The organism is Streptomyces sp. NPDC050416 (assembly GCF_044458845.1).
In the GTDB taxonomy this organism is placed as follows: Bacteria; Actinomycetota; Actinomycetes; order Streptomycetales; family Streptomycetaceae; genus Streptomyces.
Genome location: NZ_JBITII010000010.1, coordinates 227903 through 243345, shown reverse-complemented (window position 1 = coordinate 243345; position 15443 = coordinate 227903). Strand labels below are relative to the sequence as shown.

The window sequence follows — 15443 nt, the reverse complement described above, 5'->3', positions numbered from 1 at the left end:
ACCGAGGTGTACGCTCATGGAGGCCCCGCCTGACAACGACGTGCTCTGGGCACGCGCCCTGCACTTCCAGCACGACGACGGCTCCCCCGCGCTCAGCGGTGTCTCGCTCGGCGTCCGGGAGGGCGAGATCCTCGCCGTCAGCGGCCCGCGCGGCAGCGGCAAGACCACCCTGCTGCGGTGCCTGTCCGGCCTGGTGCCCGTACGGCGCGGCGAGGTCTGGTTCAACAGCGTGCCCGTACACACCATGGGCTCCCTCACCCGCGAGCGACTGCGCCGCGACCGCTTCGGCTGGATCGACCCGGCGCCCTCGCTGGTCCCGGAGCTCAACGCCTGGGAGAACACCGCCCTGCCGCTGATGCTGCGCGGCACCAGCAGGCGCCGCGCCAAGAAGGCGGCCCTGGAGTGGCTGGAGCGCCTGGACATCGGCGAGGGCGCCCGCAAACGCCCGCACCAGCTGGTGCAGGCCGAGCGGCAGCGGGTGTGCATCGCCCGTGCCCTCGCCCCCGCCCCGTCGGTCCTGTTCGCCGACGAGCCCACGGCGCCCCTGCACCGCGCCGACCGCGCCCATGTGCTGCGCACCCTCACCACGGCGGCCCGCTCCCACGGCATCACGGTCGTCCTGGCCACGCACGACGCGGAGACCGCGGCGCTCGCCGACCGCACGGTGTCCCTGCTCGACGGGCGGCGCGTGCAGACGGTGCACCTGCCGCCGGTCGGCGGGCCCACCGAGTCGGAAGGCCGGGCCGCGTGCTCGCTCTCCGTCTGACCCGCGGCGCCCACCCCGCCGTCCAGCTGCGCCGCCTGCTGGTCGCGGCGGCCTCGGCGGGCACGGGTTTCCTGTTGCTCTGCACCCTGGGCTACGCGCTGGGCCACCCCGACGCCACCGGCGCCGCCCTGCTGCGCCTGGCCTGGTGCGTGGTTCCCCTGGCCGCCACGGTGTACTTCGCGGTCGCGGTGGCCCGCACCGACCCCGCCACGAAGCCCCGCACCGGCCTCTCCGCGATCGGACTCGGCCCGCTGCGCCTGATGGCCCTCTCGGCGACGACGACGGCCCTGTCCTGCGTCCTGGGCTCGGTGCTGGCCCTGCTGGTCTTCCTGCACCTGCGCGGTGACCTGACGGGCATGCCGTTCGACGGCGCGGCCGCCGAGCCCCTCGCGGCGGACCGGCCGCTGCCGCTGCCGGGAGCCCTGACGCTGCTCGCGCTCGTGCCCGGAGCGGCGTCGGTGGCGGTGGCCCTGGCGCTGCGGCCGAGGGAGACGGGTCCGGCACCGTCCCGGCCGGCCGGGACGTACGGCCGTTTCGGCGCGTACCGGCGCACCGCCACACGCGAGTCCTTCGGGGCGTACGGCCGTTTCGGCCGGCAGATCGTCCGGCCCACGGGCGGTCGTGCCACCGAGCCCTCCGCAGCGGCCGGGGCCGGGCAGAGCGCGCAGCACGGCGGGCCGCCTCCGGCGCGGACGGGCGGGTCCGTCCCGGCATCGGCCACAGGCCCGACCGCGCGGGGCGCCGGGAGCACGACGGTCGAGGATTCGCCCGAGCCGTCCGGGTCCCGGACGGCGGCACAGGGCACCGTGAGCGCCGTGATCCCGGCCGGCGGCGCCGCACACGCGGCCGCCGACGCCGCCCGGCAGTCCGCCCGGCACGCGGCGGCACCGCACGGCGACGGCGAGCTCGCCGCTTCCACCGCCACCGCTTCCGACGCGGCCCTGCCGGAAGCCGGCCTGCCGGACAACGCCCCCACCACCGCCCCCTCCGGCCTCCCCTGGGGCATCACCGTCCTGGCCGCGGGTCTCGCCGTGGAGACGTACACGAGCCGCACCTCCCCCACGCCCCCCGACCTCACCTTCTCCGGCGCCTCCCCCGGCGTCCTGGCGGGCTGGGTCCTGGCCGCCGTCGGACTGGCCCTGGCCGGTCCCGGCCTGACCCATCTGTGCGGACGGCTGCTCCAGTCGGCCCGCCCGGGCGCCCTCCGGCTCCTGGCCGGCCGGATCCTCATGGCCGAGGCCGCCCGGATCGGCCGCCCCCTGGGCGTGGTCTGCGCGGTGCTGGCGGCGGCGTACGCCATGGCGCTGCTGCACGCCCCGGACGGACTGTCCCTCGGTCCGCTCACCACGCTCGGCGTGCTGCTGGTGACCGGCTGCACCGTGGGGACGCTCCTCACGGCCGCCGTCGAGGCCCGTCAGGCCCGAGCCGACACCACCGCCGCCCTGCTGCGGCTCGGCGCCCCCGCGACGATGCTCCGCGGTGCCGCCGCCCTCCGCGCGGGCGCCCTTTTCGCCCTGTTCGGCCCGCTCACCCTGACCGTCGCCGAGCTGGCGGCGCTGGCGCTGGCCCGCTGACGCCGGTCAACTGACGCCGGTCCGCTGAAAAACTCGTGCGAAAAAAATCTCCGTACGGCGATGAGTTCCGCTCCGGCCCCCGGTCTATCCCCGCGTAACGACACACACCCGATGGGAGAGACCTCGCATGTACCAGCAGATGATCTTCGTGAACCTGTGCGTCAGCGACCTGGACGCCTCGAAGAAGTTCTTCACGGAGCTCGGCTACTCGATCAACGAGCAGTTCAGCGACGACAGCACCGCCTCGCTCGTGATCAGCGAGACCATCGTGGTGATGGTGCACACCAAGGAGAAGTACGCCCAGTTCACCAGGAAGGAGATCGCGGACGCCAAGAAGACCAGCGAGGTGCTGATCGCGCTCAGCTCCGAGAGCCGTGAGAAGGTCGACGAGCTGGTCGAGAAGGCGGTCGCGGCGGGCGGTTCCGTCTCCGGCGAGACGCAGGACCACGGGTTCATGTACGGCCGCGCCTTCGACGACCCGGACGGCCACACCTTCGAGGTCGTGTGGATGGACCCGACGGCCGTCGAGGGCTGAGGCGCTGTGCCAGCATGGGCGCGTGCAGACGATGCCCGCCCATGCGGCCCACCATGACGACCGTGAGATCGAGACACTCGAGGAGTTCGACGCGACCGTCGCGGCGCGCGGCACGCTCGCCGGTCACCGCGTCCAGGCCGTCGACCTGACGGACCGTACGCGCGAACTGCTCGGCACGGACACCACGGGCGCCGTCTTCCTCGGCTGCGCGATGCGCGAGGAGGCCGCCGCGAAGATCCGCACGGACGGCGCCCTGGTCTTCCCGCCGGTCCCGGACCTGCCCTTCGACCCCTACCGCGGCCAGGTCTACGCGCCGGACGAACTCTTCGAGTCGCTGGCGGACGGCTACGAGGCCACGCCCGACGCCCAGGCCTACGCCTGGTTCCAGCGCACGAAGGCGGACCGGGACATCTACGCCTCCATGCTGCGCGCGGTCCACGACGACTCCGTCTCGGACGCGCTCGACGAACTCCTGTCCGGCGCCCGGGTCGTGGGCGTGATGGGCGGCCACGCGATGGCCCGTGGCACCCAGGATTACGCGGGGGCGGCGCGGCTCGGCCGGGAGCTGGCCCGGGCCGGCCTCACGGTCGCCACGGGCGGCGGTCCGGGCGCGATGGAGGCCGCGAACCTCGGCGCGTACGCCGCCCCGTTCGGCGACGAGATGCTCGCCGAGGCGCTCGAACTGCTCGCCAAGGCACCGCACTTCACGCCGTCGATCACCCAGTGGGCGGTGGCCGCCTTCGAGATACGCGCGCGCTGGCCGCAGGGCGGGCGTTCCGTGGGGATCCCGACCTGGTTCTACGGCCACGAGCCGCCGAACGCCTTCGCGTCGCACATCGCCAAGTACTTCGCCAACGCCACCCGCGAGGACGGCCTGCTGGCCCGGTCCAACGCGGGCGTGGTGTTCCTGCCGGGCGCCGCCGGTACCGTCCAGGAGATCTTCGACAACGCGACGCCCAACTACTACGAGTCGCGCGGCGAGCCGACGCCGATGGTGCTGGTGAACCGGGCGCACTGGACGGAGAAGCTGCCGACGTGGCCACTGCTCCAGTCGCTGGCCAGGGGCCGTTCGATGGAGGCGCGGATCGCGCTCGTGGAGCGCATCGAGGAGGTGCCCGAGGCGTTGAAACGTCTCGGCGGTTAATAAGCTGGCAAAGCAAGTGCTTGCAGCCTGCATATGCGTTGACACTACTTATGTGACGCTTATAGACCTGAGAGCCTCCCGGTAGTGCTGATGCACAGTCAGCGCTGCCTCCACCCCCCGCATTTGCGCATCCTGTAAAGGACAAACGTGGCAGTTCTGTCCGTATCACGTCGTACGGCTTCGCGCCGTACCGTCGCACGTTCCGTGCGGATCCTCGGTGTCGTCTCCGCCTCGGCCGCGCTCGCGCTCGGTGCCGCCGGCAACGCGCTCGCCTGCAACATCAACGAGTTCTCGGCCGAGGCGAAGTGCGAGGGTGACAAGGGCGTCATCACCGTCACGGACGTGGACCCCGCCGGTGTCCCGGCGACCGTCACCGTGTACCTGGAGAACAACGGCGCCGATGTGAAGAAGGTCGGCGAGCAGGTGGTCAAGGGCTCGCGCGAAGGCACCACCATCACCTTCGCCGAGAACTGGAAGCCGAACGCGGAGTACCGCATCCATGTGAAGGCCACTCCGTACGTCGACGAGGACATCAAGCCGAACCTCGTCACCCCGGCCACGGCCTGCAAGAAGGAAGAGGAGAAGTCGCCGGCAACCGAGCCGGCCACGCCGACCCCGTCGGCCTCCCCGTCGAAGCCGGCCGAGGAGGGCGACACCCCGGCCGATACCCCGGCTCCGTCGCCGTCGGAGAGCGAGAGCACCACGCCGGCGGGCAACGCGCCCGCGCCCGCGGCCGGTGACTCCAACCTCGCCGAGACGGGTGCCGACTCCAACACCGGCATCATCGCCGGCATCGCGGCGGCCCTGGTCGTCGTCGGTGGCGGCGCGGTGTTCTTCGGCATGCGCCGTCGTGGGGCGAGCAGCAGCGACAGCTGACGCCTGCGCACACCGTGATGTGGCCCGTCCCGTGATCCCTGGGGCGGGCCACGTCCCGTCTCACCCGAACGTCGCCCGCTCCAGCCAGAACTCCAGCAATTCCCGCTCCCCCAGCACCTCCAGCTCCGGTGCGTCCAGCGGCAGCCGGCGGTAGAAGGCCAGCAGGACGGCGGTGAGCGGCCCGCGCAGGGCGACGGTGGCCTTCTCATGGCCGCGGCGCCAGGTGACACCGTCCTCGGCGAGTTCGATGAGCCACTCGGCGTCGAGGTCGGCGCCGGTGTCGGTGGCGTGCAGGTGGATGCTGCGGCCCGGGCCGCGCAGTTCCCGCGCCGTGTCGTGCGGTGCCGTCCGCTGGACGAACTCGACGATCTGGAGCCACTCGTCGATCGCGTCGGCGGCCACGTCGGGCGCGACCTCATAGGGCAGTCCGGCGGCGAGCATGGCGTCCGCGCGGTGCACGGTGATCTCGTGCGTCATCCGGCGGGCCCAGAACCCGGAGTTGGGGATCCCCGCCCAGCTCCACACCCTCGTGTCCGGCCCGGCCTCCCGCAGCGCCGCGACGACCTGCTCACCGCCCTCCGCCAGCCATGCGTCCAGTACGACGGCGTCACCCCGGATTCCGGGCCCGGCGAGGCCCGGCACCCGCTCCTCGGGCACCTCCTCCTCGGCCCGGGTCCGCACGATGAACTCCACCCAGCGCAGAGCCCCGCCCATGTGCCGGACCAGGTCCTCCAGCGACCAGTCGGGGCAAGTGGGCACGGTTACGGACAGATCCGCGCCGGAGGTGACCACGGACCTCAACAGGCCCACTTGGTGGGCGATTTCGTCGCAGTAGCGGTCGTGTGCGAGTAACGTCATGCCCGCACCCTAGGGGGTGTCCGATCAGTCGAGCACCACGATTTCGGCGGCGTCGAACTCCACCCCGACCTCGTCCCCGGGCTCCGGCGCCGCCCGCAGCGCACAGGCCGCCTCCAGGCGCGGGGCGTCCTCGGGTTGGAGGTGGACGGCGACATGGGTGCCCTTGAAGGTGCGCGCGGTCACCGTGCAGCGCAGACCCGCGCCGACGGGCACCAGGCGCACACCGGCGGGCCGCACGAGCAGGGTCCGTGTGCCCTGCGGGGCATCCTCCGGCACGGGCACCTTGCCCCACGGCGTGTCCGCGGCCTCCGCCCCGACCGTCGCCTCGACGACGTTCTCGAAGCCGAGGAAGCGGGCCACGAACGCGTCGGCCGGCCGCTGCCACACCTCAAGAGGCGTACCGGACTGGGCGATCCGCCCGTCCCGCATCACCACGACCCGGTCGGCCAGCGCGAAGGCCTCCCCCTGGTCGTGCGTCACGGCGAGCACGGTCGTGCCCAACCGGCCGAACAGCTCCTTCAGTTCGACGACCAGCCGCTCCCTGAGCGACCGGTCGAGCTGGCCCAGCGGCTCGTCCAGCATCAGCAGCCGGGGGCTCGGCGCCAGGGCCCGCGCCAGCGCCACGCGCTGCTGCTCCCCGCCGGACAGCGCCGCGACGGCCCGGCGGGACGCGCCCGGCAGACCGACCAGGTCCAGCAACTCCTTTACGCGGTCGGCCTGTTGCCGCTTCGACGCCCCGTGCATACGCAGTCCGAAGGCGACGTTGCCGCCCACGTCCCGCTGGGGGAACAGCTGGTGGTCCTGGAACATCAGCCCGACCCCGCGCCGGTGCGCGGGCACGCCGGCCTGGTCGCGCCCGTCCAGCACCACCCGCCCGGAGTCGAGCGGCTGGAGCCCCGCCACGACCCGCAGCAGTGTCGACTTGCCGCTGCCGCTGGGCCCGAGCACGCACACGACCTCGTGCTCGGCGACCTCCAGATCGACGGCGTCCAGCACGGCACGCCCGCCGAAACGGACCGTCGCACCCTCCAGGGCCAGCAGCATCAGAACTCCCCGCTCCGGTCGGTGCGAAGCCTCTCCAGTACCAGCAGGGCCACGGCGCACACCACCATCAGAACCGTCGAAAGGGCCATCGCCTGGCCGTAGTTCAGCTCCCCGGGCCTCCCCAGCAGCCGCGCGACCGCCACAGGCAGCGTCGGGTTGTCGGGCCGCGCGATGAACACCGTCGCCCCGAACTCCCCGAGCGACACCGCGAAGGCGAACCCGGCCGCGATCAGCAGCGCCCGCCGCACCATCGGCATATCCACCTCGCGCCACACCCGCCAGGGCGAGGCCCCCAGCACCGAGGCCGCTTCCCGCAGCCGCACGTCCACCGCCCGCAGCACGGGCAGCATCGTCCGCACGACGAACGGCACACCGACCAGCGCCTGCGCGAGCGGCACCAGGATCCACGTGGACCTCAGATCCAGCGGCGGCTCGTCCAGGGCGATCAGGAACCCGAAGCCGACGGTCACCGCGGACACCCCGAGCGGCAGCATCAGCAGCGCGTCGAAGCCGCGCACGAACCGCCCGGCGTCCCGGCGGGTGAGCGCGACGGCGGCCAGGCCGCCGATCACCACGGCGATGGCGGTCGCGGCGACGGCGTACTCCAGTGAGTTGCCGATCGCCGCGATCGGCGCCACCAGGAACACCCCGCCGTCGTCCCTGGTGAGCGCCCGGTAGTAGCCAAAGCCTGGTGCGTCCAGCGAGCGCTGCACCAGCACGGCGAGCGGCAGCAGGAGCAGCACGACGACGGTGACGAGCACCCCGCCCAGCAGCGCCCACTGCCCCGTGCCGCGCGGCCGGCGCGCGGTCACGGCCGGGTCGACCAGCCGCAGGGCGGTCTCCCGCCGTCGTACGGTCCAAGCGTGCAGGGCGAGGATCGCGCCCACCGCGACGAACTGGATCAAGGTCAGCACGGCCGCCGTGGACAGGTCGAAGATCTCCGACGTCTGCCGGTAGATCTCCACCTCCAGGGTCGAGAACGTGGGGCCGCCGAGGATCTGGACGACACCGAAGGAGGTGAAGGTGAACAGGAAGACCATGAGCGCGGCGGCGGCCACGGCGGGCGCGAGCGCCGGCAGCGTGACCTGCCGCCAGGCCCGCAGCGGCGACGCCCCGAGCATCCGCGCGGCCTCCTCCTGCCGCGGGTCGAGTTGCGCCCAGAGCCCGCCGACGGTCCGTACGACGACCGCGTAGTTGAAGAAGACGTGCGCGAGCAGGATCGCCCACACGGTGGTGTCCAGCCGCACGCCCCACAGCTCGTCCAGCAGCCCGCCGCGCCCGACCAGCGCCAGGAAGGCCGTACCGACGACGACCGTCGGCAGCACGAACGGCACGGTCACGACCGCCCGCAGGACCTGCTTGCCCGGGAAGTCGAGGCGCGCGAAGACATACGCGCCGGGCAGTGCGACCAGCAGCGTGAGCACGGTCGAGACGACCGCCTGCCAGGTGGTGAACCACAGGACGTGCCGGACGTCGGACTGCGCCAGCACCTCCCCGATCCGCCCGAACTGCCAGACCCCGTCGACCTCCAGACCGCGCGCGACGATCGCGGCGACGGGGTAGGCGAAGAAGACCGCGAAGAACGCGACGGGCACGGCCAGCAGACCGGACCGCGCCGCCGCGCTCCTCTTCCGGGCGGCTACTTCAGTACGAGCGAAGTCCACGACTTGACCCACTGGTCACGGCGGTCGGCGATCTTCGCCGGGTTCATGGTCTCCGGGTCCTTGGCCTGCGGCCCGTACTTCACGAACTCCGGCGGCACCTGGGCGCCCTCGCGCACCGGGTACACGTACATGTTGAGCGGCATGTCCTCCTGGAACCGCTCGCTGATCAGGAAGTCGAGGAGCGCCTTGCCGCCCTTGGTGTTCTCGGCGTTGCTCAGCAGCCCGGCGTACTCGACCTGCCGGAAGCAGGTGCCCTGCGCGACCCCGGTCGGTGCCGCGGCGGGTTTCGGGTCGGCGTAGACGACCTCGACGGGCGGCGAGGAGGCGTACGACACGACGAGCGGCCGGTCGCCCTTGGCCTTCTTGCCGCCGGCCGAGCCGGAGAACTCCTCGTTGTAGGCCTGCTCCCAGCCGTCGACGACCTTCACGCCGTTGGCCTTGAGCTTCTTCCAGTACCCCTCCCAGCCCCCGTCGCCGTACTTCGCGGCGGTGCCGAGCAGGAAGCCGAGGCCGGGCGAGGAGGTGGAGGCGTTCTCGGTGACCAGGAGGTTCTTGTATTCGGGCTTGACCAGGTCGTCGAAGCTGCGCGGCGGGTCGAGCTTGTGGTCGGCGAAGTACTTCTTGTCGTAGTTGACGCAGATGTCGCCGGTGTCGATGGGCGTGACCCGGTGCTCGTCCTGGTCGGCCCGGTACTCCGGCGCGATCCGGTCCGAGCCCTTCGCCTCGTACGGCTGGAACAGGCCGTTGTCGAGGGCGCGGGACAGCAGCGTGTTGTCGACGCCGAAGAAGACGTCGCCCTGCGGGTTGTCCTTGGTCAGGATGGCCTTGTTCACGGCCTGCCCGGCGTCGCCGTCCTTGAGGACCTTGACCTTGTAGCCGGACTGCTTCTCGAAGGCCGCGATGACGTCCTTCGAGGCGGCCCACGAGTCGTGGCTGACGAGGGTCACGGTCTTGGAGTCGCCGGACCCCTGGCCGCCGTCGGACGACCCGCACGCGGCGAGCGTGCCGGCCATGCCGAGCCCGACGGCCACCGCCGTCAGCCGCTTGATGGTGTGGCTCACTGGATTCCTCCTGGAGGACCAGGAGAAGACGCGGCCCTGCCCGGGATCTCTGGGAGTCCCGGGCAGGGCGCAACAGCTCGAGTGATGACCGATCTCCCTACCCAGAATGACCTGGGCCAGGTTCGGAGGGTCTGCGGCCGTGTGCCGCACTCTCAGCGCTGTGGCGCTCCCCTGTCGGAATATGAAGGTGTCGGAAAATACGGTTGTGCTTACGCCGGTCAGACTACCGTTCGGTGGCCGCGAGCTGACCACACGCCCCGTCGATCTCCTGACCACGGGTGTCCCGGATCGTCACCGGCACACCATGGGCCGCGATGGCCTCCACGAACGCCTTCTCGTCCTCCGGCCGGGAAGCCGTCCACTTCGACCCCGGCGTCGGGTTGAGCGGGATCAGGTTCACGTGCACCGGCCTGCCCTTGAGCATCCGCCCGAGCCGGTCACCGCGCCACGCCTGATCGTTGATGTCCCGGATCAGGGCGTACTCGATGGACAGCCGGCGCCCGGACTTGGCGCTGTACTCGAAGCCGGCGTCCAGCACCTCGCGGACCTTCCACCGGGTGTTCACGGGGACGAGGGTGTCGCGCAGCTCGTCGTCGGGGGCGTGCAGCGAGATCGCGAGCCGGCACTTGAGGCCCTCGTCGGCGAGCCGGTGGATGGCCGGGACGAGTCCGACCGTCGAGACGGTGATCCCGCGCTGCGAGAGCCCCAGCCCGTCGGGCTCGGGGTCGGTGAGCCGCCGGATGGAGCCGAGGACCCGGTTGTAGTTGGCGAGCGGCTCACCCATCCCCATGAACACGATGTTGCTCAGCCGCGCCGGCCCGCCCGGCACCTCGCCGTCCCTGAGGGCCCGCATACCGTCCACGATCTGGTGCACGATCTCGGCGGTGGACAGATTCCGGTCGAGCCCCGCCTGCCCGGTCGCACAGAACGGACAGTTCATCCCGCACCCGGCCTGCGAGCTGATGCACATGGTCACCCGGTCCGGGTAGCGCATCAGCACGGACTCCACGAGCGTCCCGTCGAACAGCCGCCACAGCGTCTTGCGCGTGGTCCCCTGGTCGGTCGACAGATGCCGCACGACGGTCATCAGCTCGGGAAGGAGCGCCTCCTGGAGCCGGCCACGGGAGCCGGCCGGAATGTCGGTCCACTGCTCCGGATCGTGCGCGTACCGCGCGAAGTAGTGCTGCGACAGCTGCTTGGCACGAAACGGCTTCTCCCCGACAGCGACAACGGCCTCCTTGCGCTCAGCAGGAGTGAGGTCGGCGAGATGCCGCGGCGGCTTCTTGGCTCCGCGCGGGGCGACGAAAGTGAGTTCTCCGGGTGCAGGCATAACCCATCCAGTGTGGCAGATCAACTCCGGTGCCCCAGGCCGGAGCGGGGTGGGGGCGGTCACCCCTGATCGCCATCTGCCATCGCCGCTCGGCCTCGCACGGCCCAGGGACGGTCCACGGTTCAGTCAGCATGCCGTTTTCGAGGGCCACGGCGGTGAGCCCCTGTCTGAACACAGAAGGGCCCGTCACACAGCGGCCGTACCCCTCAGAGGCCCTGCTCTCCCGTGTGCTCCAGCCGGTCCTTCAGGATCTGCTCGTTGCGCGGCAGTTCCTTGCGGACCTGGGGGCGTACGACGAGCGGGACGAGGACCTTGCCGACGCCGTGGCCCTCGAAGTCGACCTCGATCGTCACGTGGGAGCGCCGTCCCTCGTCGAACGGCTCGACCTCGCCGTGCACCCGCGCCCGGACGGGGCCGTCGACACCCCGCATGCCCCAGCTGTGCGGCGGGTCGTACTCCGTGACCTCCATGGTCATCGGCATGACCCGGCGGCCGACGTGCCGGGTGACCCGCATCCGGGAGCCGACACCGACCGGCCCCTCGTCGAGACGTTCCGCGGACACGGCACTCAGCTGCCACTCCGGCAGCCGCTCGGCGTCCGTGACGTAGTCGTAGACGTCCTCGGGGCGCCGGTCGACATCGATGGTCTGTCGAATGCTGGACATGATGTCCCCCTTTGCGACGTACACCTGAATCGTCCCACGTGGAGACGTCGCAGGCACCTCCGCACAACGGCAGCGAGCCCCCGCCGGTCACCCGGCCGGAGCTCGCCATACGATCCGTAAGAGCCGTATCGCCTCAGCCGGACCCGACGAAGAGCACGAGCAACAGCCACACCACCGGAGCCGTGGGCAGCAGTGAGTCCAGCCGGTCCATGATGCCGCCGTGCCCCGGCAGCAGCGTGCCCATGTCCTTGATGCCCAGGTCCCGCTTGATCATGGACTCGCCGAGATCGCCCAGCGTGGCGCTGACCGCGACCGCGAGGCCGAGCACCAGGCCCTGCCACCAGGCACCGTCGTCGATGAGGAACTGCATGCACAGCGCGCCCACGACCATCGCGAAGGAGATCGCACCGAGCAGACCCTCGCGGGTCTTTCCGGGGCTGATGCGCGGGGCGAGCTTGTGCCGGCCGAAGCGCCAGCCGACCGCGTAGGCACCGGTGTCGCTCACGACCGTGAGCAGCAGGAACGTGAGCACCCGCTGCGCCCCGTCGTCCGCCGTCAGCATCATCGCGACGAACGTCGCCAGGAACGGCACGTAGAACGCCGCGAAGACGCCCGCCGTGACGTCCCTGAGGTAGTTCTCGGGCGGTTCCGTCATGCGCCACACCAGCACGGCCAGTGCCGTGAGCGCCATGGCGACCCAGGCGCCCTCGGCACCCCGGACATACCCGGCGACGACCATCGCGGCACCGCCGAGCGCGAGCGGCACGAGGGGCGCCCGGATGCCCTTGCGTTCGTCCAGCCGCTTGGTCAGCTCCCACAGACCCACCACCACGGCGACCGCGATCACACCGACGAACACGGCCTTGACGACGAACAGCGACGCGACGATCACCGCGCCGAGCCCGACCCCGACCCCTATCGCGGCACTCAGGTCGCGACCCGCGCTCTTCTTCTGCGGCTTGGGTGCCGGCTCTGCGGCGTCGGGCATGGGCTCCGGATTCGTCTCGTTCCGGACCGGAGAGCCGCTCAGCCGAGCAGCCCCCCGGTCGTCATCCTGGTTTCCGCCGTACGCGGCTACGTCGGGCACGATGGGCATGGGGCGAGTCTGAGGCGCTTCATGCGCATCGTAAGCGGGACCCGCCGGAGCGGCTCCCTGGACGTGCCCCTGGCCAGGGGGGTGGGCATGCCCATTCCCATGGGTGTGGGAGTGCCCATGGGAATGCCCTTGGTCGGTGGGCCCCCAGTACCCGGCCTGTGGCGGCGCCCCCCAGGAAGAGTCGTTCATCAGACCTCGAGCAGCTCCGCTTCCTTGTGCTTCAGGAGCTCGTCCACCTGCGCCACGTACTTGTGGGTGGTGTCGTCGAGCTCCTTCTCCGCACGGCGGCCCTCGTCCTCGCCGATCTCGCCGTCCTTGATCAGCTTGTCGATGGCGTCCTTGGCCTTGCGGCGCACGGAGCGGATGGAGACCTTGGCGTCCTCACCCTTGCTCTTGGCGACCTTGATGTACTCGCGGCGGCGCTCCTCGGTCAGCTCGGGGAACACCACTCGGATGATGTTGCCGTCGTTGCTCGGGTTGACGCCCAGGTCCGAGTCGCGGATCGCCTGCTCGATGTTGCGCAGCGCGCTCTTGTCGAACGGGGTCACCACGGCCATGCGCGGCTCGGGCACCGAGAACGAGGCCAGCTGGTTGATCGGGGTCGGCGCGCCGTAGTAGTCGGCCACGATCTTGTTGAACATCGCCGGGTGCGCACGACCGGTGCGGATCGCGGCGAAGTCCTCCTTGGCGACCACGACGGCCTTCTCCATCTTCTCCTCGGCCTCGAGGAGGGTCTCTTCGATCACCACTTGCTCCTGCGTGTCTTGAGTAGGCCCGGCTGCGGTTCCATGTGGGCGGCGGCCGGCTGCGTCGCGTCTTCTTCCTGCACGGTTCCCGACCGGTGGAACATTGTCCATCCCCCGGCCCGGCTCCGTCCCGTCCGTCCCCCGGACGGGGTTGTTCTCGGGTCTCAGTCCCGGCTGCCGGGGTCCCCCACCAGCGTGCCGATCTTCTCACCCTTGACGGCACGTCCGATGTTGCCCTCCGCCAGCAGCTCGAAGACCACGATCGGGAGCTTGTTGTCGCGGCACAGCGTCACGGCCGTGGCGTCGGCGACCTTCAGGTCACGGGTGATGACCTCGCCGTAGCCGAGGTGGTCGAACTTCACCGCGTCCGGGTTGGTCTTCGGGTCGGAGTCGTAGACCCCGTCCACGCCGTTCTTGCCCATCAGCAGCGCCTCCGCGTCGATCTCCAGGGCGCGCTGGGCGGCGGTGGTGTCGGTGGAGAAGTACGGCATGCCCATACCGGCACCGAAGATGACCACACGGCCCTTCTCCAGGTGCCGCACGGCGCGCAGCGGGATGTACGGCTCGGCGACCTGGCCCATGGTGATGGCGGTCTGCACCCGGCAGTCCACCCCCACCTTCTCCAGGAAGTCCTGCAGGGCCAGGCAGTTCATGACCGTGCCGAGCATGCCCATGTAGTCGGAGCGGGCCCGGTCCATGCCGCGCTGCTGGAGCTCGGCACCGCGGAAGAAGTTGCCGCCGCCGATGACGACCGCGATCTGCGCACCGTCGCGTACGACGGCCGCGATCTCGCGGGCGATCTTGTGCACCACGTCGGGGTCGACGCCCAGGCCCCCACCGCCGGAGAAGGCCTCTCCGGACAGCTTCAGCAGAAACCGGCCGCGCACTTTGCCGTCGTCGCTCTTCTGGGCCTTGGTGGTCATGGGGGATCCCGCCTCTTTCACGTGTTGCACATACGAAGAAGGCCATTGCCGGTGGGGCGTGGTTCGCATCCCATACGGCAATGGCCTCCTCGTCAGATCTGCTGTCGTCCGCCACCCCTGTGACGGCGTACCGGGACGACTGCTGCCGACCCTATCGGGGTCGGGCGTCGATCGCGGTACGGACTCAGATGCCGACCTTGATGCGCGAGAAGCGCTTCAGGGTGACACCGGCCTCGTCCAGGACCTTCTGGACGGACTTCTTGTTGTCGAGCGCGTAGGGCTGGCCGAGCAGCGTGGCGTCCTTGAAGAAGCCGTTGAGGCGACCCTCGACGATCTTCGGCAGGGCGGCCTCGGGCTTGCCCTCGGCGCGGGTGGTCTCCTCGGCGACGCGGCGCTCGGACTCGACGACCTCGGCCGGCACGTCCTCCTTGGAGAGGTACTTCGGCGCGAAGGCGGCGATGTGCTGGGCGACGCCCTTGGCGATCTCCGCATTCGGCTTGTCCAGCTCGACGAGGACACCGATCTGCGGGGGCAGGTCGGGCATCGTGCGGTGCATGTACGCGGTCACGTAGCCGTCGGCGAACTGCGCGAAGCGGTCCAGGACGATCTTCTCGCCCAGGTTGGCGTTGGCCTCGTCCACGAACGCCTGGACGGTCTTGCCGGGCTCGATCTCGGAGGCGAGCAGGGCCTCGAGGTCGGCCGGGGAGGTCTTGGCGACGTGCTCGGCGATGGCCGTGGCCACGGCCTGGAACTTCTCGCCCTTGGCGACGAAGTCCGTCTCGCACTTCAGCTCGACGATGACACCGGAGGAGTTGTCGTCGGCGATGACCGAGACGACGGCACCGTTCTCGGCGGAACGGCCCTCGCGCTTGGCGACGCCCTTCTGGCCCTTGATGCGGAGCGCCTCGACGGCCTTCTCGACGTTGCCCTCGGCCTCGTCCAGCGCCTTCTTGCAGTCCATCATGCCGGCGCCCGTGAGCTCACGGAGCTTCTTGACGTCGGCGGCGGTGTAGTTCGCCATGAGTCTGTGAATCTCTCTCGAAGTCTGGAAGATCGAAGATCTGCGGATGCGCTCCATGGAGCCGGAGCGCACTGTCCTGCCGCTGACCTACGGGTGAACGGCGGGAGCGGACTTCACACCGCGCCGGAGGCGCTGGTGAT

Annotated in this window: 15 protein-coding genes and 1 riboswitch; of the genes, 5 read left to right on the top strand and 10 right to left on the bottom strand. The window is 70.9% G+C overall.

Going from position 1 to position 15443, the window contains the following annotated elements:
* The first annotated feature begins 16 nt into the window (after positions 1-16).
* The 5 genes from ACIBL4_RS29155 to ACIBL4_RS29135 all read left to right on the top strand — a co-directional run bounded on the left by ACIBL4_RS29155 (position 17) and on the right by ACIBL4_RS29135 (position 4895).
* Positions 17-766: an ABC transporter ATP-binding protein gene (locus tag ACIBL4_RS29155; RefSeq protein WP_399414765.1), complete on the top strand. Its 750-nt coding sequence runs from the start codon at positions 17-19 to the stop codon at positions 764-766.
* Entirely contained in the window at positions 748-2340 is a 1593-nt protein-coding gene (locus ACIBL4_RS29150; RefSeq protein ID WP_399414764.1) for a hypothetical protein, read from the top strand. Before ACIBL4_RS29155 ends, ACIBL4_RS29150 begins: the two co-directional genes overlap by 19 nt.
* Before the next feature lie 127 nt (positions 2341-2467).
* The gene (locus ACIBL4_RS29145) at positions 2468-2875 is read left to right on the top strand and encodes a VOC family protein (RefSeq protein WP_399414763.1); all 408 of its coding nucleotides are present in this window, start codon (positions 2468-2470) and stop codon (positions 2873-2875) included.
* Between the two features lie 22 nt (positions 2876-2897).
* Complete coding sequence (locus ACIBL4_RS29140; protein ID WP_399414762.1) at positions 2898-4019, top strand: LOG family protein; 1122 nt, start codon at positions 2898-2900, stop codon at positions 4017-4019.
* Positions 4020-4223: 204 nt separating this feature from the next.
* Positions 4224-4895, top strand: coding sequence for an LAETG motif-containing sortase-dependent surface protein (locus ACIBL4_RS29135; RefSeq protein ID WP_399414761.1), 672 nt, complete (start codon positions 4224-4226; stop codon positions 4893-4895).
* 60 nt (positions 4896-4955) lie between these two features.
* Here ACIBL4_RS29135 and ACIBL4_RS29130 read toward each other — a convergent pair whose 3' ends face one another.
* From ACIBL4_RS29130 to tsf, 10 genes are all read right to left on the bottom strand, one after another.
* Positions 4956-5753, bottom strand: a complete 798-nt coding sequence (locus ACIBL4_RS29130; protein ID WP_399414760.1) for a maleylpyruvate isomerase family mycothiol-dependent enzyme — start codon at positions 5751-5753, stop codon at positions 4956-4958.
* Positions 5754-5777: 24 nt separating this feature from the next.
* Positions 5778-6797: an ABC transporter ATP-binding protein gene (locus ACIBL4_RS29125; protein ID WP_399414759.1), complete on the bottom strand. Its 1020-nt coding sequence runs from the start codon at positions 6795-6797 to the stop codon at positions 5778-5780.
* A complete protein-coding gene (locus ACIBL4_RS29120) occupies positions 6797-8461 on the bottom strand; it encodes an ABC transporter permease (protein WP_399414758.1) in 1665 nt (554 codons plus the stop codon). The genes ACIBL4_RS29125 and ACIBL4_RS29120 overlap by 1 nt, the downstream gene beginning before the upstream one ends.
* Complete coding sequence (locus ACIBL4_RS29115; protein ID WP_399414851.1) at positions 8437-9474, bottom strand: thiamine ABC transporter substrate binding subunit; 1038 nt, start codon at positions 9472-9474, stop codon at positions 8437-8439. Before ACIBL4_RS29115 ends, ACIBL4_RS29120 begins: the two co-directional genes overlap by 25 nt.
* A 124-nt stretch (positions 9475-9598) precedes the next feature.
* Positions 9599-9705, bottom strand: a riboswitch (TPP riboswitch).
* Positions 9706-9745: 40 nt separating this feature from the next.
* The gene (gene rlmN, locus ACIBL4_RS29110; RefSeq protein ID WP_399414757.1) at positions 9746-10852 is read right to left on the bottom strand and encodes a 23S rRNA (adenine(2503)-C(2))-methyltransferase RlmN; all 1107 of its coding nucleotides are present in this window, start codon (positions 10850-10852) and stop codon (positions 9746-9748) included.
* A gap of 206 nt (positions 10853-11058) precedes the next feature.
* On the bottom strand, positions 11059-11517 hold the full coding sequence (locus ACIBL4_RS29105; RefSeq protein WP_356925851.1) for an SRPBCC family protein: 459 nt from the start codon (positions 11515-11517) through the stop codon (positions 11059-11061).
* Between the two features lie 133 nt (positions 11518-11650).
* A complete protein-coding gene (locus tag ACIBL4_RS29100; protein ID WP_399414756.1) occupies positions 11651-12802 on the bottom strand; it encodes a phosphatidate cytidylyltransferase in 1152 nt (383 codons plus the stop codon).
* Complete coding sequence (frr, locus tag ACIBL4_RS29095; protein WP_059422066.1) at positions 12802-13359, bottom strand: ribosome recycling factor; 558 nt, start codon at positions 13357-13359, stop codon at positions 12802-12804. Before frr ends, ACIBL4_RS29100 begins: the two co-directional genes overlap by 1 nt.
* Positions 13360-13523: 164 nt before the next feature.
* Complete coding sequence (gene pyrH / locus ACIBL4_RS29090) at positions 13524-14282, bottom strand: UMP kinase (RefSeq protein WP_010044452.1); 759 nt, start codon at positions 14280-14282, stop codon at positions 13524-13526.
* A gap of 184 nt (positions 14283-14466) precedes the next feature.
* Complete coding sequence (tsf, locus tag ACIBL4_RS29085) at positions 14467-15303, bottom strand: translation elongation factor Ts (protein WP_399414755.1); 837 nt, start codon at positions 15301-15303, stop codon at positions 14467-14469.
* Positions 15304-15443: the final 140 nt, after the last annotated feature.